Source organism: Cloacibacterium rupense, from assembly GCF_014645495.1.
Lineage (GTDB): Bacteria > Bacteroidota > Bacteroidia > Flavobacteriales > Weeksellaceae > Cloacibacterium > Cloacibacterium rupense.
Genome location: NZ_BMLV01000003.1, coordinates 125,568 through 148,765, shown reverse-complemented (window position 1 = coordinate 148,765; position 23,198 = coordinate 125,568). Strand labels below are relative to the sequence as shown.

General features: G+C 32.8%; 17 protein-coding genes and 1 pseudogene. 13 read left to right on the top strand and 5 right to left on the bottom strand.

From position 1 onward, the window contains the following. The first annotated feature begins 137 nt into the window (after positions 1-137). Positions 138-1,790 (top strand): alpha-glucan family phosphorylase, encoded by a 1,653-nt coding sequence (gene glgP, locus IEW40_RS08305; RefSeq protein WP_188617631.1) that lies wholly within the window; start codon positions 138-140, stop codon positions 1,788-1,790. A gap of 49 nt (positions 1,791-1,839) precedes the next feature. On the opposite strand, the gene IEW40_RS08300 is transcribed toward glgP, so the two are convergent. Continuing rightward, the gene (locus IEW40_RS08300) at positions 1,840-4,632 is read right to left on the bottom strand and encodes a GH92 family glycosyl hydrolase (protein ID WP_188617630.1); all 2,793 of its coding nucleotides are present in this window, start codon (positions 4,630-4,632) and stop codon (positions 1,840-1,842) included. 48 nt (positions 4,633-4,680) lie between these two features. On the opposite strand from IEW40_RS08300, the gene IEW40_RS08295 reads away from it, so the two are divergent. The 6 genes from IEW40_RS08295 (at position 4,681) to IEW40_RS08270 (ending at position 11,853) form a co-directional block, all read left to right on the top strand. Then, positions 4,681-6,264 carry a beta-N-acetylhexosaminidase gene (locus IEW40_RS08295; RefSeq protein ID WP_308421296.1) on the top strand — a complete coding sequence of 528 codons (1,584 nt, stop codon included), beginning with the start codon at positions 4,681-4,683 and terminating at the stop codon, positions 6,262-6,264. Further along, complete coding sequence (locus tag IEW40_RS08290) at positions 6,264-7,250, top strand: isoaspartyl peptidase/L-asparaginase family protein (protein WP_188617629.1); 987 nt, start codon at positions 6,264-6,266, stop codon at positions 7,248-7,250. Before IEW40_RS08295 ends, IEW40_RS08290 begins: the two co-directional genes overlap by 1 nt. 220 nt (positions 7,251-7,470) lie before the next feature. Further along, positions 7,471-7,848, top strand: coding sequence for a GxxExxY protein (locus IEW40_RS08285; protein WP_188617628.1), 378 nt, complete (start codon positions 7,471-7,473; stop codon positions 7,846-7,848). 2 nt (positions 7,849-7,850) lie between these two features. Continuing rightward, the gene (locus tag IEW40_RS08280) at positions 7,851-8,507 is read left to right on the top strand and encodes a copper homeostasis protein CutC (protein ID WP_308421295.1); all 657 of its coding nucleotides are present in this window, start codon (positions 7,851-7,853) and stop codon (positions 8,505-8,507) included. Positions 8,508-8,648: 141 nt separating this feature from the next. Further along, positions 8,649-9,689, top strand: coding sequence for a glucokinase (locus IEW40_RS08275; protein ID WP_188617627.1), 1,041 nt, complete (start codon positions 8,649-8,651; stop codon positions 9,687-9,689). A gap of 34 nt (positions 9,690-9,723) precedes the next feature. Then, complete coding sequence (locus tag IEW40_RS08270) at positions 9,724-11,853, top strand: S9 family peptidase (protein ID WP_188617626.1); 2,130 nt, start codon at positions 9,724-9,726, stop codon at positions 11,851-11,853. 61 nt (positions 11,854-11,914) lie between these two features. Here IEW40_RS08270 and IEW40_RS08265 read toward each other — a convergent pair whose 3' ends face one another. Together IEW40_RS08265 and IEW40_RS08260 are read right to left on the bottom strand one after the other, a co-directional pair. Then, positions 11,915-12,208, bottom strand: coding sequence for a type II toxin-antitoxin system RelE/ParE family toxin (locus IEW40_RS08265; RefSeq protein ID WP_188617625.1), 294 nt, complete (start codon positions 12,206-12,208; stop codon positions 11,915-11,917). Beyond that, complete coding sequence (locus tag IEW40_RS08260) at positions 12,198-12,464, bottom strand: DUF2281 domain-containing protein (RefSeq protein ID WP_188617624.1); 267 nt, start codon at positions 12,462-12,464, stop codon at positions 12,198-12,200. Before IEW40_RS08260 ends, IEW40_RS08265 begins: the two co-directional genes overlap by 11 nt. A gap of 113 nt (positions 12,465-12,577) precedes the next feature. On the opposite strand from IEW40_RS08260, the gene IEW40_RS08255 reads away from it, so the two are divergent. From IEW40_RS08255 to recG, 6 genes and pseudogenes are all read left to right on the top strand, one after another. Continuing rightward, the gene (locus IEW40_RS08255; protein WP_188617623.1) at positions 12,578-14,281 is read left to right on the top strand and encodes a peptide MFS transporter; all 1,704 of its coding nucleotides are present in this window, start codon (positions 12,578-12,580) and stop codon (positions 14,279-14,281) included. Positions 14,282-14,403: 122 nt separating this feature from the next. Then, positions 14,404-16,122 carry a peptide MFS transporter gene (locus tag IEW40_RS08250; protein WP_188617622.1) on the top strand — a complete coding sequence of 573 codons (1,719 nt, stop codon included), beginning with the start codon at positions 14,404-14,406 and terminating at the stop codon, positions 16,120-16,122. Positions 16,123-16,205: 83 nt separating this feature from the next. Further along, positions 16,206-17,684 carry a peptide MFS transporter gene (locus tag IEW40_RS08245; protein WP_188617621.1) on the top strand — a complete coding sequence of 493 codons (1,479 nt, stop codon included), beginning with the start codon at positions 16,206-16,208 and terminating at the stop codon, positions 17,682-17,684. A gap of 90 nt (positions 17,685-17,774) precedes the next feature. Next, a complete protein-coding gene (locus IEW40_RS08240) occupies positions 17,775-18,311 on the top strand; it encodes a thioredoxin family protein (protein WP_188617620.1) in 537 nt (178 codons plus the stop codon). Positions 18,312-18,536: 225 nt separating this feature from the next. Then, positions 18,537-19,082 (top strand): hypothetical protein, encoded by a 546-nt coding sequence (locus tag IEW40_RS08235; RefSeq protein ID WP_188617619.1) that lies wholly within the window; start codon positions 18,537-18,539, stop codon positions 19,080-19,082. 54 nt (positions 19,083-19,136) lie between these two features. Continuing rightward, positions 19,137-21,251: pseudogene (gene recG / locus IEW40_RS08230) on the top strand (ATP-dependent DNA helicase RecG); the annotation flags it as partial. A gap of 67 nt (positions 21,252-21,318) precedes the next feature. Here the strand turns inward: recG and IEW40_RS08225 are convergent. Then, positions 21,319-22,047, bottom strand: coding sequence for a VIT1/CCC1 transporter family protein (locus IEW40_RS08225; protein WP_188617617.1), 729 nt, complete (start codon positions 22,045-22,047; stop codon positions 21,319-21,321). An 18-nt stretch (positions 22,048-22,065) separates the two neighbouring features. Continuing rightward, complete coding sequence (locus tag IEW40_RS08220) at positions 22,066-23,196, bottom strand: efflux RND transporter periplasmic adaptor subunit (RefSeq protein WP_188617616.1); 1,131 nt, start codon at positions 23,194-23,196, stop codon at positions 22,066-22,068. Positions 23,197-23,198: the final 2 nt, after the last annotated feature.

The window sequence follows — 23,198 nt, the reverse complement described above, 5'->3', positions numbered from 1 at the left end:
TTTTTATGGGAAAATTTAACAAAAAACTGATGGAGCAAAATATGATTTTTACCACTTTTTCTTATTTGTAACATAGAAAACATTGTGTTTTGTAAAAATGTAATACCTTTGCACCTGATTTTAAAGAAACGAGAAAAATGGATTTTAAAAACTACGAGATGCCTTTTAGCATCAACAAAGACTACAGTAAAAAAGTGGCCTATTTTTCAATGGAGTTTGCAATCGACCAGGCATTGAAAATATATAGTGGTGGACTTGGATTTTTGGCAGGTTCTCACATGAGAAGTGCGTATAATCTAAAGCAAGATTTAGTAGGGATAGGGATTTTGTGGAAATTTGGGTATTATGACCAAGCAAGAAACCACGATCAAACGCTTAACCCAACATGGACTAAGAAAATGTATAGTTTCTTAGAAGATACGGGCATTAAATTTCAGATTGATATTCACGATGCACCAGTTTGGGTAAAAGTTTGGTATCTTAATCCTGAAACTTTCAAAACTGCACCTATTTTCTTACTCTCTACAGATGTGCCAGAAAATGACCATATTTCTAAGACCATTTGTCATAGATTGTATGATGCTAATGAATCTACTAAAATTGCACAGTATATTTTATTAGGAAAAGGTGGTGCTAAACTTCTAGATGAGTTAAATCTAGAAAGAGATGTTTATCACCTAAATGAAGCGCATGGTCTACCGGCTGCTTTTTACCTATTGAGAAAATACGGTGGAGATTTACAAAAAGTAAAAGAAAAATTAGTCTTCACTACGCATACGCCTGAAGAAGCTGGTAATGAAAAACATAATGCTTATCTATGTCACCAAATGTCTTATTTCTCTGGATATAGCTTAAACGAAGTAAAAGCTATAGAAGGTGAAGATAATGACATGTTTAATCACTCTCTTTGTGCATTGAGAATGGCAAAAATTGCGAATGGTGTATCTCAGTTACACGGAGTAGTGTCTAACGAAATGTGGGGTAAATATCCTAATATCTGCGAAATTAAAGCCATTACCAACGCGCAAGATTATAAGTATTGGGCAGATAAGCCGCTTTATAACGCTAGAGACGAAAGAGAAAATGAAGAGTTTGACTTCAGAAAAAAATATCTTAAAAAGAGAACTTTCAGAATTGTAGCTGACCAATGCGGTAAATTATTCGACCCTAAAGTGTTTACAATGGTTTGGGCAAGAAGATTTGCAGGCTATAAAAGAGCAGATTTATTGCTTCAAGATAAAGAAAGATTCAGAAAATTATTAGAAAATCAAAAATATCCAGTACAAATTATTTTTGCGGGTAAACCTTACCCAATGGATTATGCAGCTATTTCTACCTTCAATAATTTGGTGGAAGAAAGCAAAAATCATAAAAATATGGCTGTACTTACAGGGTATGAATTGTCTCTAAGTAAATCATTAAAACAAGGTTCTGATGTATGGTTGAACAATCCTAGAGTTCCTAGAGAAGCTTCTGGTACTTCTGGTATGACAGCTTCTATGAATGCTTCTGTAAACCTTTCTACTGATGATGGTTGGATTCCAGAATTTGCAAAAAATGGCGTAAACTCTTTTGTAGTTCCTAAAGCTGATTATGCTAATATGAGCGTTTATGATGTAGATAATTATGATATGAACAAATTGTATGACATTCTAGAAAACGAAATATTACCAATGTATTATGATAGACCAGATGAATGGAGACAGGTAGTAAAAAATGCGATGGATGATGTGAAAGTTCAGTTCAATTCTGATAGAATGGCTGATGAATATTATAAAATTATGTACTAATTATTGAAATATAAGAAAAGGCGCTTCTAAGTTTTTTAGAGGCGCTTTTTTATTGGATTTCTATTTCTGAAATAAAAATATAAGCCTCGCCCTGATAAGGATAACCTTGGTGCCATTCTGGTAATTTACCAAAATTTTTTGCTACAACTTTTACATATCTGGCTTTTTGCGGAGCAATATTTAGAGCTAATTTCTGAGTCTGTACGTTTTCATCTTCAGGTTTTATTTCGTTTATCACTTCGCCTACTTTTTTGAAATTTTTATTGTCCATAGAAGTGTAAAAAGTGACTTTTGTAGGCATTAAAATCCAAGATCGGGTATCTTGTAAAAAATCAGCAGCCAAAGTTTTTATTTCTTTTTCAGATTGTAAATCTACTATTGCCTCGAAATCATTTTTTTGATAACCGTGCCAATCGCCTTTTTTCCAATTGGCGTCTCCTAGAATACCATCTACAAGACCTTCTTTGCCACCTGCAAAATATAAATCACTAGGTTGGGTTTTGATATCTATGCTGTAATGGTTTGGTTTTTTATAGGCTATCGCTTTAGAAATTGAACTTTTTTTTTGCTCATTATCTTCTACATATGCTCTAATTTCTGAGGTTGTTGTGATGATGAATGGTTCTTTGTACTTTTTAAAATCACTTCCGTTTACAGAATAAAATATTTTACCATCATGTAAAGATTTAATGCTTATTTCTTCTTTTTCTATAAAACTTCTGTTCTTAAATTTAATAATAGGAGAGAGTGCGTTTTTTTTAGTTTTTACAATGGGTTTTTGTTCAGGATTAGCCATTGAATAAATCCAATTATCTACATCTTTTTTGTGTTTAAAAATCAAAGTTTTTCCGTCTTCTAAATTGATTTTAACTTCACTGAAGATGGGTTCTGTGCTTTGCCATTCTCCACTTCCTGGGGTTACGCAGTAAAGTCCCATAGAACTCAAAACATACCAAGAACTCATTTGTCCGCAGTCTTCATTGCCAATTAAACCATCTGGTGAATTTTTGTAGAAATTTTCTAGTATATATTGTACTTTTTCTTTGGTTTTTTCGGGTTTCCCGATGTAATTATAGAGGTAAGCAACGTGATGGGAAGGTTCGTTTCCGTGAGCGTATTGTCCTATCAATCCACTTACATCTATTTGCTCTCTGCCTGTAGTTTTAGAGTTTTCAGAGAACATTTGGTCTAGTTTTTTCTCAAAAGCATCATTACCGCCATAGAATTCTATCATTTCTGGAATATCTTGTGGTACAAAGAAGGTATAATGCCAGCCGTTTCCTTCGGTGTAATTGTTGTTAATTTCCTTAGGGTCAAATGGTTCTAGCCAGTTTCCGTTTTTCTTAGGTCTTATAAATTTAGTTTCTGGGTCAAATAGATTTTTCCAACCTTGCGAACGTTTCATAAAATATTCATAATCTTCATTTTTGTTAAGAATTTTCGCCATTTGGGCAATGCACCAATCGTCATAAGAATATTCTAATGTTTTAGAGACGTTTTCGTGCTCATCTTCTACGCTTAAGAAGCCATTTTCGCGGTAAGTTTTCATTCCGAAATCATCAAATAAATTGGCAGAGTTTTTAGAGGCTTCAAAAGCTTTTTCATAATCAAAACCTTTAATTCCTTTTGCCATAGCATCTGCAATTACAGAGACGCTGTGGTAGCCAATCATACAAAATGTTTCGTTGCTTGCCAATTCCCAAATGGGTAATCTTTTTCCTTGTTCGTACTGAAGAATAAAGGTGTTTATAAAATCTGCGGTACGTTTTTTATCTATCAAAGTCATCAGAGGATGATAAGCTCTGAAAGTATCCCAAAGTGAAAATACCGTATAATAATTATGGTTGGCAGTATGAATTTGATTGTCTCTACCTCTGTATTTTCCATCGACATCATTAGCGATGTTTGGTTGAATAAATGCATGGTAAAGTGCAGTGTAGAAAATGGTGAGTTGGTCTTTGTGGTTAGTGGTCACTTCTATTTTAGAGAGTTCTTTGTCCCAAGATTTTGCAGCATTGGCTTTTATGTTTTCAAAATCCCATGAAGTTCCTTCTGCCGCCATATTTTTTTTGGTTCCTTCATAACCAGTAAGAGAAAGAGCCACTTTTACTCCTATTTTTTCACCTTTTGTTACATTACCACTGAATGCAATTTTAAGTTTTTTTCCAGAAATGGTATTTCCAGATTTTTTCCCTTCAAGTTTACTGATTTCTAATGGTTTAGAAAATTCTATTCTGGCAAAAATATGTTGGTTTTCTGCCCAATTTTTACTTCTACGGAAAACTTCAATGGTTTTGTTGTCTATGATTTTTACTTCTCCTTCTAGCAATCGGTCTCTATGGTTAAGGTCTAGAATAATATTGGCTGCGCCGTCATTATTAAAAGTGTATTCGTGATAACCAACTCTGGTTGTAGTGGTTAGTCTGGCTTTTATGTTAAATTTATCTAGCAAAACTTCATAATATCCTGCAGTGGCTTTTTCGTTGGTATGAGAAAATTTAGAAGAATAATCTTTGTCTCTTAAGCTAGGTTTTCCCATGGTTGGCATCAGCATAATATCACCATAATCTGTACAACCAGTTCCATTGAGGTGAGTGTGAGAAAAACCATAAATCACAGAATCTGAGTAGTGATAACCACTGCAACCATCCCAACTGTGGTCTATTCTAGTGTCTGGCGAAAGTTGAACCATCCCGAAAGGTACTGTAGCACCAGGGAAGGTATGCCCATGACCACCAGTTCCAATGAATGGATTTACATATTGAGAATAATTTTTCTGTGAATAAACGATGGAAAAGCTAATCAAAAATAAAAACAAAGAAATTTTATATAGTTTAGACATAAAATGGTATTTTTAATTCTTTAAAATTAAAAAATTATTTTGCATAGTATGAGAAAGATGTTAATATATTTTACAATATTCACCTTTTGCTTGTTTTTTGATAACATTTCAGCGCAAAATTTACCCTTGATTCCTTATCCGCAGAAAGTGGAAATTAACCCTGGGAGTTTTCGTTTGAATAAAAATATAGAGATTAGTACACATAAGAATTCTTTTGAAGCTGTATTTCTTAAAAAGTATTTAGAAAAAGAAATTGAAGCAAATGTAATTATTGACAACAAGTATTTCGAAGGAACAGTAATTTCTTTGTTGATAGACAAAAAATTAAAAAGTGAAGAGTACAGATTAAATATTCGTGGTGCTGAAGTTGCAATTTTTGCTAAAGATAATAGAGGTATTTTTAATGGAATTCAAACTTTAATTCAATTATTATCGTCAAATTCTCCCATTCCTAATTTAGAAATCACAGATGCTCCAAAATTCCAATGGCGAGGAATGCATTTAGATGTTTCTAGACATTTTTTCCCTAAAGAATTCATCAAAAAATACATAGATTATCTTGCAATGTATAAAATGAATACTTTTCACTGGCATCTTACAGACGACCAAGGCTGGAGGATTGAAATTAAAAAATATCCTAAATTAACAGAAGTTGGCGATTGGCGAGCCCGTTCTATGATTGGTAGATATGATGACAACAAATATGAAGAAAAAAAATATGGCGGGTTTTATACCCAAGAAGACATTAAAGAAATTGTAAAATATGCTTCGGAGCGCCATATTACCATTGTTCCAGAGATTGAAATGCCAGGTCACGCTTCGGCTGCCATTGCTGCGTATCCAGAATTAGGTTGTACAGGTCAACAAATAAAAGTGGCAGAAAAATGGGGCGTTTTTGATGATGTTTTTTGTCCTAAAGAAGAAACTTTTACTTTTTTAGAGAATGTTCTTACAGAAGTAATGCAGCTTTTCCCGTCAAAAATTATCCATATTGGTGGTGATGAAGCTCCTAAAACACAATGGAAAACCAACGAAATTGCTCAGGCTCTTATCAAAAAAGAAGGCTTGAAAGACGAACACGAGTTGCAAAGCTATTTTATCCAAAGAATTGAAAAATTTCTAAATAAACATGGGAGAGAAATCATAGGTTGGGACGAAATTCTAGAAGGAGGCCTAGCACCAAACGCCAGAGTAATGTCTTGGCGCGGAGAAGATGGCGGAATTGCCGCTGCCAATCTCTCTCACGAAGTGGTGATGACGCCCGGCGGTTATTGTTATTTCGACCATTATCAAGGGAATCCCGAATCAGAACCTATCGCTTTTGGAGGTTACACCTCTACAGAAAAAGTATATTCTTACCACGTAATTCCAGAAAAATTAGCCGATGATAAAAAGAAATTCGTCTTAGGAAGCCAAGGCAATGTGTGGACGGAATATATAACCACTCCAGAACAAGTAGAATATATGGTATTCCCTAGAATTACAGCGCTTTCCGAAGTTTTATGGGGAACCAATACAGACTTTTCTAATTTTAAGATAAGAGTTCAAAATCAGTACCCAATTTGGGAAAAACTAAAAATCAATTTTAATAAAGAATCGATTAATCAACCTTTAAATTTACCTAAAAAATAATGTCAAACAGACGTAATTTTATAAAAAAAGCAGGAATTTTATCTGCCTTTCTTGCACTTAATCCTTGGAAAGCGGAAGAATTAATCTCAGAAAAATCCAAGAAAATTAAAAAACCTGTGGTGCTCTCTACTTGGAGATTTGGGTTGCAAGCCAATGAAGAAGCTTGGAAGGTCTTGTCTAAAGGAGGAAGAGCATTAGATGCGGTAGAAAAAGGCGTAAGATTTGTAGAAGACGACCCTAATGAAAGAAGTGTAGGCTACGGAGGAAGACCAGATAGAGACGGGAAAGTGACTTTAGATGCCTGCATTATGGATGAAAAAGCCAATGTGGGTTCGGTGGCGTGTCTGGAAAATATTAAAAATCCTATTTCTGTAGCCAGAGCCGTGATGGAAAAAACACCACACGTGATGTTAGTAGGAAACGGAGCGCTACAATTTGCAATTTCTCAAGGTTTCAAAAAAGAAAATATTTTAACCCCAGAATCCGAAAAAGAATGGAAAGAATGGCTAAAAACTTCTGAGTATAAGCCAGTTGTTAATATAGAAAATCACGATACGATTGGGATGATTGCGATAGATGAAAAAGGTAATCTTTCTGGCGCTTGTACCACTTCTGGAATGGCTTTTAAAATGCATGGCAGAGTTGGTGATTCGCCCATTATCGGGGCTGGACTTTTTGTAGATAATGAAGTGGGGGCAGCTACAGCTACTGGTCACGGAGAAGAAGTGATTAGAACTTGCGGTTCTTATTTGGTGGTAGAACTTATGAGGCAAGGTAAGACTCCGCAACAAGCTTGCGAAGAGGCTGTAAAAAGAATTTACAAAAATTTTGTCAATCAAAATCGTAATGTAAAAGATACCCAAATAGGATTTATTGCCCTGAATAAATACGGAGAAACGGGTGCTTTTTGTCTGCAAAAAGGCTTTAATTATGCAGTACATACCCAAGATGGTAATATTTTAATAGATGCTAAAAATTTAATTTAAATAAAAAAACGCAAAGAATTTTTTATAAATAAATAACTTTTTAAGCTTGCAAAGTTTTATTCGCAGGCGAATTGAAAAGCTTGCAAAATAATCATTATTGTGATTGTTTTTAGATATAAAATAAGAGCTTAATAAAATCAACCTGTTGATTAAGTCTTTGCTCTCTTAACTTCTTATAATGAAATTTTTTAATCTTTGCGTTTAAAAACAAATAATAACTATGACTGAGAATGAGATTTCATACAAAATAATAGGTGCTGCAATTGAAGTACATAAAAATTTAGGGGTCGGACTTTTAGAAAATGCTTATGAAACGGCACTTGTTTATGAATTACAAAAATTAGGTTTAAAAGTAAAACAGCAATATTCTCTACCCTTAAATTATAAAGAAATAGGTATAGATAATGCCTATCGAATTGATATTTTAGTCGAAAATAAAGTAATAATTGAAGTGAAATCAGTTTTGGAACTTCATCCTATTCATTTTGCTCAAACTAAAACGTATTTGAAATTTACGAATTTAAAGTTAGGATTATTGATTAATTTCAAAACACAGTTGTTAAAAGACGGAATTCATAGAATTGTAAATAAACTATAAAAATGCTAGAAATTGCTTGTTTTAACAATAAGTCTGCACTTCTTGCTGCCAAAGCTGGAGCAGATAGAATAGAGTTTTGTGCAGGATTTGAATTAGGCGGAACTACACCATCTCTTCACGATTTTATGGAACTGAAAAAAGAAATTACAATTCCTATTTTTGTGATGATTAGAACCAGGGGTGGTGATTTTTGTTATTCTGATGAAGAATTTCAAGAGATGAAAAGACAGCTCCTAGAATTTAAAAAAAAAGGAGCAGATGGTTTCGTTTTTGGAATTTTAGACGAAAATTTAGAAGTTAATTTTATTCAAAATAAAGAATTAGTAGAATTGGCAGACGGCATTCCTTGTACATTTCACAGAGCTTTTGACCGAGTGAAAGATTATCATAAATCTTTAGAAGAAATTATCAATTGTGGTTTTAAAACCATTCTTACTTCTGGTACCAAATCTAATGTTCTGGAGGGAAAAGAAATTTTAAAAACTTTGACAGAATTGTCTAATAAAAGAATTGATATTCTCTGTGGTGGCGGACTGCGTTCTACCAATATTTCAGAAATAAAAAATTTCACAAGAGCTAAAAATTTTCATTCTTCTGGGATTGTACATGGAGTTTTGCCAGACGCTGAAGAAATCAAAAAAATGAAATTACAAATTTAATCATGTTTTTTGACTTTAGTTTTTTGAAAAAATAGTATTTTTAACGATGTTTTTAGAATAAAAATAATACTGTAACACGCAGTAGTTTTATTTCTACTAATGCCACTAAAATAAGAACTTATTACCCCAAAATATTAAATCATGAAATTTCCTTTGTATTTACCACAGATTAATCATCCAGAGAATAATGGTCTATCAGTTTTTGCAGCAGATGTAGGCGGTACTAAAACCAATATCGCAAAATTTGTTTCAGAAAACGGAAAAATGGTACTAGAATTAGAAGATACTTATGTGACCAACAATTACCTTTCTCTTTCAGAAATTTTCTTAGATTTTATTAAAAAAAATAATTTAGAAAAACCAGACCGCATTTCTATAGGTGCTGCTGGTCCTGTGGTAGATGGGATTTGCCATACTACTAATATTATCTATAAAATAGATATAAGAGAGCTAAGAAGAGACCTTGGAGTGGATAAAGTATATTTGATTAATGATTTAGAAGCCACTTCTTTTGGTTTGGCAGAAGTAGATGATGAATTTATGAAAACCATCAGACAAGGTAATCCTTCTATTGGTGGGCATATTGCAGTTTTAGCGCCGGGAACAGGCTTAGGTGAAGCTTGCCTTTTTTGGGATGGAAAATACCTTAGACCAATGCCTTCAGAAGGTGGGCATAGTGAGTTTGCGCCAAGAACAGAAGTAGAATTTGAGTTGATGAAATTTCTACAAAAAACCTATGGCGAAATTATCATATGGGAACGCTTAGTTTCTGGACCTGCTATTTTTAAAATCTATCAATTCTTACGAGACGTAAAAGGTCACGAAGAGCCAGGTTGGTTGACACAGAAATTTGAAGAAGAAGCAGATAAGTCTGCAGTGGTAAGTCATACGGCAATTAGAGAGCTCAATCCTACTTGTGTTTTAGCAATGGAAATGTTTGTTGATTTTATGGCTCGTAGAGCCAATAATATGGTGCTCAATTACAAAGCAACTGGTGGGTTGGTTTTAGGAGGAGGAATTCCGCCAAGAATTTATAACTTCATCAATAAAGATAAATTTGAAGCGAGTTTCTTAAAATGTAATGAAATGGAACCTTTGCTTTCTGAAATTCCTATTTATCTTAATCTAAATAGCAAAACAGGTTTATACGGAGCTGCCTATTATGGTGCTTTTTCGGAATAGAATGAAAAAATTAAAGATAATATAATTTGATAAAATGAAAAAATTACTCATTAGCGCGTGTTTTTTGGTAATGGCAAATATTGCTTTTGCACAAGAAATTACGCTAGACAAAATTTACTCGGGTTACTATCGCGGAAAAGGAATTTCTGGAATTTCTTCGCTTAAAGATGGCGAAAATTATGCCGTGATAGAACGTGAAGGAATCGTGAAATATTCTTACAAAACCACACAGAAAGTGGGAACTTTGGTAGAAGGCGGTTTTGAAAGTTATACTTTTTCTGATGACGAGTCTAAAATTCTTCTCCAAAAAGAATCAGAACCTATTTACAGACATTCTTTTTTAGGAAAATTTGATGTTAAAGATTTGAAATCTGGCAAAGTCATCAGTTTAAATAATGGGAATTTTGTGCAAGAACCAAAATTTTCTCCAGATGCTGCTAAAGTGGCATTCGTGGTAGATAATAACTTGTATTATCAAGACTTAGCTTCGGGTAAAATCACTCAAATTACTACAGATGGTAAGAAAAATTCTATCATTAATGGTATTGGAGATTGGGTGTATGAAGAAGAATTCGGGCATGCAGATTTTTACCAATGGAGCAAAGGTAGTGATGCCTTAATCTTTGTAAAATCAGACGAAAGTAAAGTTCCTGAAATCAATATTCCGATTTATGGTAAAAATTTATATCCGAAATTAATGACCTATAAATATCCAAAAGCGGGTGAAGTAAATTCTACCGTTTCGGCACATTTGTATCAATTAAGTTCTGGTAAAACTTTAGATTTAAACTTATCTAATTTTGAAAACTATTATATTCCCCAAGTTTATAGCACTGCAAAAAATGATGAGGTAGCAATCGCAACTTCTAATAGACATCAGAATAAAGTTGATATTTTAAAAGTAAATACTTCTACTGGTGCGGTTTCTAAATTAATTTCAGAAACAGATAATGCTTGGATTGAAACAGACGGAATGACATTAGAGTTTTTAGATGATAATTCTTTTCTTTGGGCTTCAGAGAGAAGTGGTTTCCGTCATTTATATTGGTTTGATGCCAAAGGAAATCTTAAAAAACCTGTAACCAAAGGTAATTGGGAAATTACAGATTATTACGGATTTAATCCTAAAACCAAAGAAGTTTTCATTCAAACTACAGAAAAAGGAAGCTTGAACAAAGTGGTTTCTAAAGTGAATATTGATAATGGTAAAATGATGTTGCTTTCTCAAGCTGAAGGCAATAATAGAGCAGATTTTTCTAAAAATTATCAGTATTTCATTGAGACCAGTTCTACCGCCAATAAACCTTATGTTTACACCTTGAAAGATGGCAACGGAAAATCTCTGAAAGAACTTCAAAACAATGACGCTTTATTGTCAAAATTAAATGCAGATAATATTGCAACTCGTGAGTTTATTACCATTCCAAATGAAGCAGGTGATCAAATGAACGCTTATATCATTAAGCCTAAAAACTTTGACCCGAATAAAAAATATCCGTTATTTATGTATCAATATTCTGGGCCAGGTTCTCAATCTGTATCAAATTCTTGGGACGGAGGAAACGGACTTTGGTTCAATCATTTGGTGCAAAAAGGATACATTGTAGCTTGTGTTGACGGACGTGGAACGGGTTATAGAGGAACAAAATTCAAAAAAGTTACCTACAAAAATCTAGGAAAATACGAAATTGAAGACCAGATTGCTGCTGCAAAATGGTTCGGAAATCAATCTTATATTGACAAGTCTAGAATCGGAATTTTTGGTTGGAGTTTTGGTGGTTATATGACGAGTTTGGCAATGACTAAAGGTGCAGATGTTTTCAAAGCAGGAATTGCCGTAGCGCCAGTTACCAATTGGAGATATTATGATTCTATATACACCGAAAGATTCTTGCAAACACCACAAGAAAATCCTGATGGTTATGACCAAAACTCGCCAACTACTTTTGCTAAATTGTTAAAAGGTAAATTCTTATTAATTCACGGAACAGCCGATGATAACGTACATTTTCAAAATTCTATGGAATTTTCGGAAGCGTTAATTCAAAACAAAAAACAGTTTGAATTTATGGCGTATCCAGACAAAAATCACGGAATTTACGGTGGGCAAACGCGTCCGCAATTGTACCAAAAAATGACGGATTTTATTTTGGAGAATTTGTAGAAAGTTAGACATTTGAAGATAAATTAAAACCGCAGAAGAAAAAAAATTCTTTTGCGGTTTTTTATGGACGTTTATCAATGTCTTGGTTTCCTTGGAAAACAGCATTTATACTAATAAGTTTTTTACTTTCATCAACTTGAAAGAAAATAATGTATGGAAATTTTTTAAGAGGTAAGCCTCTGAAGTTTTTATAATAGATTTGGAAGAAAGGATTTTGCTTGATTTTTTGTAAAGTTAGCTCATAATCTTTTACAAAATTTTGGGCAACTTTTAAAGAAGCCTCTTTTTTATAATAAGAAACAGCTTCTTTAATATTAGCTTTCGCAATTGGCGAAATCCTAATTTTATAATCCATATTCTTTCTTTAATTCAACTAGAAATTCATCATGGTCTTGAAATTCAGAATCATCTAAATTTTCTTGATTGTCTAAATTTTTTTTCTGATTTTCAGTGAGTTTGAATGTTTCTTCTTGCATTCTTTCGGACGAATTATTTTTTTCTTTATTCAAATATTTTTCTTTTAAGAAATCAATATAATCATTTACGTTGCCCAAAAGTTCTTTAGGTAAAGTCTTTAGATTATTTTCAAGGTCTTTTATCGTGATTTCCATTTTTTAAAATTAACTTTCATCAAAGTTAGAAAAAATTTTAGATTTAATTTAAAAAACCTATTTTTGAAAAAACAATCAGTTTTATATCAATCATTATTTATCAATCATCTTTTATGAAACAACATCCAAAAGGTTTACCGTTTTTATTTTTCACAGAAATGTGGGAAAGATTTGGCTATTATTTGATTTTAGGAATTTTCGTGCTTTATGCCATAGAACCAGAAGGAATTGGCGGTGGTTTGGGGTTGCCAGACAAAGTAGCAGATGATATTTTCGGGACTTATATTGCGCTTACTTATCTTACCCCGTTTTTGGGTGGATTTTTGGCAGATAGAGTTTTGGGATATGTAAAATCAATTTATTTGGGGGGATTTTTAATGGGAATTGGATATATCGGATTAGGAATTTTTAAGGATTTGCCACTTTTTTATACTTCTTTAGGATTAATTATTGTTGGAAACGGTTTTTTTAAACCTACAATTTCTACGCTTTTAGGAAACCTCTATTCCGAACCAGAATACAAAGACAAAAAAGACACGGGTTACAATATTTTCTATATGGGAATTAATATCGGAGCTTTTGTATGTAACATTATAGCAGCATTTATGCGTAATAAATTTGGTTGGGGAGAAGCCTTCATCACCGCAGGAATAGGAATGTTTTTAGGGTTAATTATTTTTTCTTTCGGTTTAAAACACGTGAAAAAAGCCTCTGAAATGAAACCAGCCGAAAAAGGAGATACCAAAATTTCTGATGTTTTGGTTAAAGTTTTCTTACCTGCCATTATTGCAGGAGCTATTGGTTGGGTAGTACCGACTTTAGTTTTAGGAAAAACGATTTTTGGTAGTACCAATACAGATGCCTTTATTTTTGCGTGTATTCCTGTGATTTATTTTTATGCTTCACTCTACTTCAAAGCCAATTCTGAGGAGAAAAGACCAATCGGTGCTTTGCTTTCTATCTTTTTGGTGAGTATGTTTTTTTGGGCGATTTTTAAGCAAAATGGTACTGCATTAACACGTTGGGCAAATTATTATACAGATAGAGAAATTTCTGCTCCTCTAGTTAATCCATTAAAGTCAATTTATATGATTGATGGTGATAAAGATGAAAATGGTAAAAAAGGAAAAACTGGTTTAAGCTTTGTAAATAAAGAAGTTCCTATTTATGATAATGAATTTAGAACAGAAAAAGGAGAAGACGGAAAAACATTAAAAACTACTGGGAAAGATATTTATTTCAGAAATATTGCGCCAGAGAAAAAGGCAGAATTAGAAAAAAATCCCGACCAAAAAGTCTATCTCTACAATACAGAATTATTTCAGTCGATTAATCCGTTTTGGGTAATTGCTTTAACGCCTGTGGTAGTTGCATTTTGGGCTTTTCTGAGGAAACGAAAAAAAGAACCAACTACACCTACTAAAATTATGATTGGTTTATTTATCACTGCATTGTCTTGTTTGGTGATGGTTTTTGCGGTTTTTGCAGGTGGAAATGGAGCTGTTAAAGTTTCGCCACTTTGGTTAGTGGCAAGTTACGGCGTGATAACCATTGGCGAATTATGTCTTTCACCTATGGGATTGTCCATCGTTTCTAAGCTGTCGCCTACCAGAATTACCGCTTTAATGATGGGTGGTTTTTTCTTGGCAAATTCTGTGGGGAATAAACTTTCTGGGATTTTGGCAAGTACTTGGTACAGTTATGAGAACAAAGAATATTATTTCTTGGTGAATTTTGGGTTGCTAATTTTTGCAACTATTTTAGGCTTAAGTATGCTGAAAAGATTAAATGCAGTAATGAAAGAAAAAGGAGTTTAAGTTCTATAAATAATGATAAATCGCAGTGTTTTACTGCGATTTTTTTGTGATATAAAAATGCGGTAGTTTTTCAAAAAAAACTATATTTGTGAATCTTAATAAAAATTTAACAATTAAAAAATATGGATACAGTTCAAGCTCAATCTAGACATCCGAAAGGTCTTTGGGTTTTATTTGGTACAGAAATGTGGGAGCGTTTCAATTTCTACGGAATGCGTGCTCTATTAACTCTATTTATGGTAAATTCTCTATTAATAAAAGAAGCTGATGCAGCAATTATTTATGGGGGATTTTTAGCTTTATGTTATTTAACACCACTTTTAGGAGGTTTTATATCAGACAAATATATAGGTAATAGAAATGCAATTTTGGTTGGTGGTTCTTTGATGGCAATAGGGCAGTTTCTACTTTTTATTAGCGCTTCTACTTTTTCTGCAAATTTAGGTAGTGCTAAATTAATTATGTGGTTGGCATTATTTATTATCATTTTTGGGAATGGGTTTTTTAAACCTAATATTTCATCTATGGTAGGAAGCCTTTATCCGAAAGAAGAAAAATCAAAATTAGATTCAGCTTTTACCATATTTTATATGGGTATCAATATGGGGGCATTTCTTGGACAATTTATTTGTCCATATTTAGGAGATGTAAAAGATGCTGCAACTGGTGCTAGAGATATTTTTGCTTTTAAATGGGGATTCTTAGCAGCTTCAATTGCTATGATAATTGGAACAGTTACATTCTTCATTTTAAAAAATAAATATGTAGTAACACCAGAAGGTAGACCCATTGGTGGATTACCAAAAAATAATACAAGTGCTGATTTTGAAGACGGTGAAACACAAACCGCAAACTTTTCTGGAAAATCTATTGGAATAGCTGGATTTTTGTTTGTTACACTATTTTTTGTATTTAGATATGTGTTGGTAGGAGAGTTTGGTTTTACTTCAGTTGAAATGGGTAAACTGATTAAAGGAATCATATATCCATTTATCTATTCTGCAGGTATTTCATTAGCATTTTTGATTATGAGTTCGGCTGAAAATAAAGTAGAGAGACAAAGAATCTGGGTAATTTATATCGTTTCTTTCTTCATTATTTTCTTTTGGGCTGCTTTTGAGCAAGCTGGCTCTTCATTAACATTTATAGCTGACAATCAGACGGATAGGAATATTCTAGGTTGGAATATGCCTCCTTCGATGGTTCAAATTTTTAATGGTATTTTTGTGGTCGCACTAGCTTTGCCATTTAGTTTATTATGGGACAAACTTAGAGCAAAAGGTAAAGAACCAGTATCGCCTATGAAACAAGCAATAGGGCTTGGGTTAATTGCTTTAAGTTATTTTATTATTGCTCATAATGTAAAAGATTTAGGAAATACAGGATTATTAGCTATTAAGTGGTTAATGTTATTATACCTTATTCAAACAATGGGAGAGCTTTGTCTGTCACCGATAGGGCTTTCATTGGTAGGTAAACTTGCTCCAAAGAGATTTGCTTCTTTATTATATGGCGTTTTCTTTATTTCAAATGCTGCAGGTTATGCATTGGCAGGTTCTCTAGGTGCAATTATTCCAGCAACTGGAGATAAGTTTGAAAAAGCTGAGAAGCTAGGGATTAATCTTCAAGATGTTTTAGATAAAAAAGTAACTTTAACTACTGAGCAAGTAGCATTATTTGAAAAAGAACAAATACCAATAGAAAATACTAATTTTGCGGGTTTTGAAATTCATAATTTATATGAGTTCTTTATGGTTTTCGTAATTCTTTGTGGTATTGCAGCAATTATTTTGGCTATATTATCACCAAGATTAAAGAAAATGATGAACGGAATTAGTTAAAATTGTTTATCAATTAAAATATATCCTACAAAACCATCGATACATCGGTGGTTTTTTTTATTTTCGTTAAATAAAATTTTACAATGGAATTAACTCTAGAACAAATTCAAAATTTTAAAGGAAAATATCCTAAACAACTTTGGTCACTCTTTACGGTAGAAATGTGGGAAAGGTTTTGTTTCTACGGAATGAGAGGTGTACTTACTTATTTTATGGTAGATCAATTGCTTTTGAAAGATGATGTAGCTAATCTACAATATGGTGCAATACAGGCATTTGTCTATGCTTTTACATTTATTGGTGGCATTTTTGCCGATAAAATTTTAGGATTTAAAAAATCTTTATTTTTTGGCGGTATGGTTATGATTTTTGGGAATTTATTAATAGCCATCGCTCCAAAAGAGATGTTTTATTATGGGATTGCTTTCTCTATCATTGGAACAGGATTCTTTAAACCTAATGTTTCTTCTATGGTTGGCGAACTTTACCAAGAAGATGATCCCAGAAGAGATGCAGGCTACGGAATGTTCTATGCAGGAATTAATATTGGTGGATTTTTAGGCGGAATTTTGTGTATTTATTTGGGGAAATATTACTCTTGGCAACTTTGTTTTTTAGCATCTGCAATTGTTATGGTTTTAGGATTGTTGACTTTTCTTTTTACTAAAAATAAACTTGGGCCTATAGGAAATTCACCGCTTAGTCACCTTCCTAAAACAAAAAGATTAACCAAAGAAATTTTGGTTTATGCTCTTTCTTTACTTAGTATTCCATTAATTTTTATAATGGTAAAAAATACAGATTACACAGATTATTTTATGTACACTATTGGTATTATTGCCATTGCTTATTTCTTGTTTGAAGTCTTTAAAATAGGCGAATTAAGTGCGCAGAAAAAAATAATTGCAGCCTTTGTATTCATCTTTTTTTATTTTCTTTTTAATGCAATTTACGAGCAGAGTGGTGGTTCTTTGTCGCTTTTTGCAAAATACAATCTTAATGATAAATTATTGGGGCTAACTATAGATCCTAATGCTGTAAATAATAGTTCTAATACCCTTTTTGTAATTATTCTAAGTCCACTCATTGGTTTACTTTGGGTATGGTTAGCAAATAAGAAAATAGAGCCGAACACTTTAATTAAATTTGGGATTGGTTTTTTATTCTTGTCGGCGTCATTTTATATTTTTTATTATACTAAATTTTTTGCAGATTCTTTAGGGAAAACATCTCTCGGAATTTTTACACTAGCTTATTTAGTGACTACCATAGGAGAATTATGTTTAGGCCCAATAGGAATGTCTATCATTACCAAATTATCTCCCAAAAGACTGTTTGGAATGATGATGGGATTGTGGTTTTTAGCAAGTGCATTTGGTCAATTAGCAGCAGGTAAATTAGGTGCAGAAATTTCTCAATCTAATACTGGAAGTAGTTTGTTATCGAAATTACAATCATATACTGATGGATATTATCAATTGGCTATCTACGCCCTAATCGCAGGTTTGGTATTAATTTTGATATCACCTTTAGTGAAAAAATTGATGCAAGAAGTACATTAATTGCATAACTTTACAAAATGGAATCCTCATTTTAAGATAAATTAATGAAATTTTGATGTTTTGAAGGTTTCATAAAAAACACACTTGCCTATGAAATCATTATTATCATTTATTTTAATTTGCTTTTTTTCCATATTCAATGCGCAAATCAATTGGATGTCTATGGAACAAGCCATAGCTGCTCAAAAAACAAGTCCTAAGAAAATCATAGTAGATTTCTATACAGATTGGAATACAGCTTGCAAAGAAATGGACAAAGAAACTTTTTTGCATCCTGAAATTTTAAAATATTTGAATGACAAGTTTTATATGGTGAAATTTAATGCTGAAGGAAGCGAAACAGTCAATATGTATGATAGGGTTTTTAAAAATCCTGAATTTCAAGTGAAATCAAAAGGTAAAAATGGGATGCATCAGTTTGCTAAGTTTATGAATATCAATGCATATCCTACTCTTATTTTTTTAGACGAAAATCTGCAACCTATTACCAATTTAATGGGAAAATTTACTCCCAAGGAATTAGAACCCTATCTCAGTATGATTGCCAACAATCAATACAAAAACATCAAAACCAGAGACCAATGGGAAAATTATCAAAAGAAATTCAAATCAAAGATTAAAGAGTGATTCGAGTTACGAGATACGAGTTGTGAGTTTTAAGAAGTCTTTTCTAGAAATGAAATATCAAAGCAATACGTTGAATTTATCAACTTTTTTATCAATAGGAACAGACTTTAGTTCGTTTTAGAAATAAAAAAAATCAATTTGGCTTTAGCCGAAACTTATTATTAAAAAGACTTTCATACTTTGGAAGTCTTTGTTATTTTTATAGAAAAATAATTATCATTTAAAATGTACATAAAAAAACTATTAACTATAATTCTAGTTGCTCTAATTGCAAGTGCAATTGCTGGGATTTATGGGGTGATAAATGATCAAATTACTTTTACAATTTCTTCGGAATATTATACAAAATATAGATTTTTACAGTATAATCTTGTTCAAGTTGAGGGTGATAGTAGAATTATACACCCAAGAGTTTTGGTAGTGTTGATAGCTTTTCTTTCAACTTGGTGGCTTCCGCTAATTTCGGGATTAATTATTCTTATTTTTAATTTAATTCAAGATACTTGGAAAACTTTATTAAAAACTTCTGTTTTAGCAATATTGATTTCAATTTTAATTACTATTTTTTCTGAGGTAATAGGTTTTATTTTAGGTTTTTTAATTTTAAGTAAATTTCCGAAATATTATTTTGCAGATTGGTGTTTTATTCCAGATAAGCTAAATGATTATGAAAATTATATTACTGCAGGAACAATGGATGTTTTCAATTTTTTTGGTGGAATTTTAGGTTTAATAGTAGGAATTTTTTACTCATACAAAAAGAGAGGTTAATTATTTTTATAAAATTTCCTTAATTTCACATTCTAAAACTCGAAGCACAAACCTCGTAACTCGAACCTCGAAACATTGAATCTCGACACTTCCATAGAATTTTTAAAAGGAATTGGTACAGAACGTGCCAAACTAATTGCTAATGTTTTGGATGTTAGAACGGTAGAAGACTTTTTGCATTTTTTTCCGTTGAGGTATTTAGATAAATCTAAAGTCTATAAAGTTGCTGATATTAAGGAAGATAATATAGAAATTCAACTGAAAGGCAGAATCACCGAATTGCAAGAAGTAACCTATGCCAAAGGCAAAAAACGACTTTCAGGGAAATTTACAGACGGAAGTGGGACACTAGATTTAGTCTGGTTTCAATACACGAAATGGATGTTAGAACAAATGCCCATCAATCGAGAAGTTTTTATTTTTGGGCGAGTTCAAGAGTTTAATCACAGTTTTTCGATGGCTCATCCTGAGATTGAATTAGAAGATAAAAAATCTGTTGATGAGAGACTTCGCCCTATTTATCCAAGTTCAGAAAAATTGACAAAACGAGGATTAAATCAAAAATTTTTTCAGAATACTTTGGCGAATGTTGTTTCTCAGATTCCTAATTTAATTCAAGAAAATTTACCGTTTTCTCTGATGAAATCTTTGAAACTGATGAGCAGACAAGAGGCGTATCTCAATATTCATTTTCCTTTAAATTTAGACTATGCAAAGCATGCAGACAGAAGGTTGAAATTTGAAGAAGCTTTCTTTTTTCAATTGGGTTATGCTCTCAAAAAAAATTACAATAAAAGTTTTGCCATAGGAAATCCTTTCCCAAAAGTGGGTGATAATTTCAATGATTTTTACGAAAATTTCCTTCCTTTTGAATTGACTGATGCTCAGAAAAGAGTGTTGAAGGAAATTAGAAATGATTTGAAAAAGCCCATCCAAATGAACAGATTATTGCAAGGTGATGTAGGTTCGGGAAAAACAATGGTGGCGCTTTTGGCAATGCTTTTAGCAATGGATAATGGTTTCCAAAGTTGTATGATGGCACCTACGGAAATTCTTGCCACGCAACATTTTAATTCTATTTCAGATTTATTGAAAGAAACCAACGTAAAAGTAAAATTATTGACAGGTTCTACCAAAACCTCTGAAAGAAAAATGATTCACGAAGAATTGTTAAGCGGCGAACTTTCTATTTTGGTAGGAACACATGCTGTTTTGGAAGATATTGTTCAGTTTAAAAATTTAGGATTGGCAATAATAGATGAGCAGCACAGATTCGGGGTGGCGCAACGTGCAAAACTTTGGGCTAAAAATAAAATTCCACCACATATTTTGGTAATGACGGCTACACCTATTCCTAGAACTCTGGCAATGAGCTATTATTCTGATTTAGATGTTTCGGTGATTGATGAAATGCCTGTTGGTAGAAAACCGATTATTACCGCACACCGCAGAGAAAAAGATAGATTAACGGTTTATAATTTTGCTAAAGAAGAGATTGCCAAAGGAAGACAAGTCTATTTTGTATATCCTTTAATCGAAGAATCTGAAACGCTAGATTACAAAAATTTGATGGAAGGTTTCGAGCATATTTCAGAGATTTTTCCTGTTCCAGATTATCAAATTTCTATGCTTCATGGTAAAATGAAACCAGATGATAAAGATGCTGCGATGCAATATTTCGCCAGCGGAAAAGCTGATATTATGGTGGCAACTACTGTAATAGAAGTAGGTGTAAACGTGCCGAATGCTTCTGTAATGATTATAGAAAGTGCCGAAAGATTTGGGCTTTCTCAGCTGCATCAGTTGCGCGGTAGAGTAGGTCGTGGTGCAGAGCAGAGCTATTGTATTCTGATGACTTCAGACAAACTTTCTGCCGAGTCTAGAAAACGCATCAAAACAATGGTAGAAACCAATGATGGTTTTAAAATTTCTGAAGTAGATATGCAATTGCGCGGTCCTGGTGATATTCTCGGAACTCAACAAAGCGGAATGATTGATTTTAAACGATTGGATATGATTAACGATGGTAATATCATAAAAGCTGCAAAATCTACTGTAGAACATTTGATAAAAGTAGATTCTGCACTGCAAAATCCAGAGCATCTAAATCTTAAAAATTATTATATCAAACAATACAAAGGCAAAAACAAATGGGGCAAAATTAGTTAACAAAAGTTGCTGTTAAAGCAACTTCTGTTATTCTAAATTTAAAGGTTTTATTAAAATTTAAAAATTTTTAAGCCACTTTCACTCCGAATATATAACCTACAACAGCCGATAAGATCATTGCGATACTTCCCCAAATTACAATTCTAATAATGGCGTTAAAAATACTAGAACCACCAATTTTTGCCGAAATAGTACCTAAAATTCCTAAAAATACAATGGTGAAACCATACAGCCAATATTCCATTCCTGAAACTGGAGTGAAAAAGGTTACCAATAATGGTAAAATTCCACCTACTGTAAAAGCCGCTCCCGAAGCTAATGCCGCTTGTAAAGGATTGGCTTGGCTAATTTCGTTAATACCCAATTCATCTCTTATGTGTGCTGCCAATGCATCTTTTTCGGTTAATTCTTGTGCTACCAATAATGCGGTTTCTTTTTTCAGTCCGCGTTTTTCATAGATTTGAGCTAAAATTTCTAGTTCTTCATCAGGCATTTCTTTAAGTTCAATGCGTTCTCTTTCAATATCCGCTTTTTCAATATCTGTTTGCGAACTTACAGAAACATATTCGCCAGCTGCCATAGAAAGTGCACCCGCAACTAAACCCGCAACGGCGGCTAAAAGTATGGGTTCTCTAGTGGAACTGGCTGCAGCTACCCCCACAGCTAAACTAGAAATAGAAATAATACCATCATTGGCACCTAAAACTGCTGCACGAAGCCAATTGCTACGATGTATGTAATGATTGTCTAAATAATTGTCTATCGTAAGTTTCTTTTTTTCTTCATATTTTTTCATAATGCTTTAGTTATTAAATTACTCCTCTACATTTTTAAGTCCCATCAAAAGATGATAGGCGCCCTTGGTTACAAATTTTTTGTCATTCAAATTGGGGTTGAGGTTAAAAACTTCAGTTCTGTTATTTTCTGAATTTCCAATTTTTACTTCCACCATTTTGTAAGTTTTTGGTTTCACTTCTTGGAAGATGTATTGTTTGTTTTCCCAAGTTACAATCGCATCATCTGGAACGGTATTTCCTACTTCACTGTTGGTTTCTACTTCGGCATTCATATACGTTCCAGGAATTAAATTTTTGTCATAATCAATAAAATGACAATGGATAACTACGCTTTTGTCTGGTTGAAAATCTTTTCCGATGAGAATGATATTAGCAGCATATTTTTTATCAGGATTTTGATTGGTATATGCCAAAACTCTTTGCCCGACAGCTATTTTATTTAAATCTTTTTCAAAAACACTTAGTGCCAAATGTACATCATCTGTATTTACAATTTCAAAGAGTCTATCCGTTGGCGATACATATTGCCCAATTTTTACATTTACACTAGAAATATACCCCGAAACTGGTGAAGAAACAGAGATACTTCTTCGGATGTTTCCAGCATTTAAGTTTTCAGGATTAATGCCTATTACTCGAAGCTTTTCTGCCATTCCTCGCATTAAAATATTTTGATTTTGGGCTTCGGTTTGTGCTTTTTGCATTACTTTGTCAGAAGAAGCTTTGCTCTTGTTGAGGTCGCTTTGTCTGGCGTAATCTTTTTGGGAATAATTTAGATTAGATTTCGCCAAAAGATAATCTTGTTGCAACTGCACTATTTGTGGGTCTTCTAAAATTGCTAAAGTTTCTCCTTTGTTTACGTGCATTCCAGGCATAAAACGGGTGTATTTTACGTAACCACCACTTGGTGCAGAAACGCTTGCCAAATTTTGTGGCGGAACATCTACCATTCCGTTAAGTGTAATTTTTGCAGAAATTTCTTCTTTTCCTAAAGTTCCCGTTTCAATTCCTGCATTTTTGATTTGAAAATCATTTAAAGTAATTTGGTTTTCAGCAGCCATTACTTCAAATTCATCTTTTGTACTTTCTTCTTTTCCACAAGAAAAAAGTAAAACAGTTAGGGTAATTATAGATATTTTTTTGTTCATCT

What these genes read in the sequence shown, in the direction of transcription:
- glgP (WP_188617631.1), top strand. Translation starts at nt 138, where the DNA reads ATGGATTTTAAAAACTACGAGATGCCTTTTAGCATCAACAAAGACTAC.
- IEW40_RS08300 (WP_188617630.1), bottom strand. Translation starts at nt 4,632, where the DNA reads ATGTCTAAACTATATAAAATTTCTTTGTTTTTATTTTTGATTAGCTTT.
- IEW40_RS08295 (WP_308421296.1), top strand. Translation starts at nt 4,681, where the DNA reads ATGAGAAAGATGTTAATATATTTTACAATATTCACCTTTTGCTTGTTT.
- IEW40_RS08290 (WP_188617629.1), top strand. Translation starts at nt 6,264, where the DNA reads ATGTCAAACAGACGTAATTTTATAAAAAAAGCAGGAATTTTATCTGCC.
- IEW40_RS08285 (WP_188617628.1), top strand. Translation starts at nt 7,471, where the DNA reads ATGACTGAGAATGAGATTTCATACAAAATAATAGGTGCTGCAATTGAA.
- IEW40_RS08280 (WP_308421295.1), top strand. Translation starts at nt 7,851, where the DNA reads ATGCTAGAAATTGCTTGTTTTAACAATAAGTCTGCACTTCTTGCTGCC.
- IEW40_RS08275 (WP_188617627.1), top strand. Translation starts at nt 8,649, where the DNA reads ATGAAATTTCCTTTGTATTTACCACAGATTAATCATCCAGAGAATAAT.
- IEW40_RS08270 (WP_188617626.1), top strand. Translation starts at nt 9,724, where the DNA reads ATGAAAAAATTACTCATTAGCGCGTGTTTTTTGGTAATGGCAAATATT.
- IEW40_RS08265 (WP_188617625.1), bottom strand. Translation starts at nt 12,208, where the DNA reads ATGGATTATAAAATTAGGATTTCGCCAATTGCGAAAGCTAATATTAAA.
- IEW40_RS08260 (WP_188617624.1), bottom strand. Translation starts at nt 12,464, where the DNA reads ATGGAAATCACGATAAAAGACCTTGAAAATAATCTAAAGACTTTACCT.
- IEW40_RS08255 (WP_188617623.1), top strand. Translation starts at nt 12,578, where the DNA reads ATGAAACAACATCCAAAAGGTTTACCGTTTTTATTTTTCACAGAAATG.
- IEW40_RS08250 (WP_188617622.1), top strand. Translation starts at nt 14,404, where the DNA reads ATGGATACAGTTCAAGCTCAATCTAGACATCCGAAAGGTCTTTGGGTT.
- IEW40_RS08245 (WP_188617621.1), top strand. Translation starts at nt 16,206, where the DNA reads ATGGAATTAACTCTAGAACAAATTCAAAATTTTAAAGGAAAATATCCT.
- IEW40_RS08240 (WP_188617620.1), top strand. Translation starts at nt 17,775, where the DNA reads ATGAAATCATTATTATCATTTATTTTAATTTGCTTTTTTTCCATATTC.
- IEW40_RS08235 (WP_188617619.1), top strand. Translation starts at nt 18,537, where the DNA reads ATGTACATAAAAAAACTATTAACTATAATTCTAGTTGCTCTAATTGCA.
- IEW40_RS08225 (WP_188617617.1), bottom strand. Translation starts at nt 22,047, where the DNA reads ATGAAAAAATATGAAGAAAAAAAGAAACTTACGATAGACAATTATTTA.
- IEW40_RS08220 (WP_188617616.1), bottom strand. Translation starts at nt 23,196, where the DNA reads ATGAACAAAAAAATATCTATAATTACCCTAACTGTTTTACTTTTTTCT.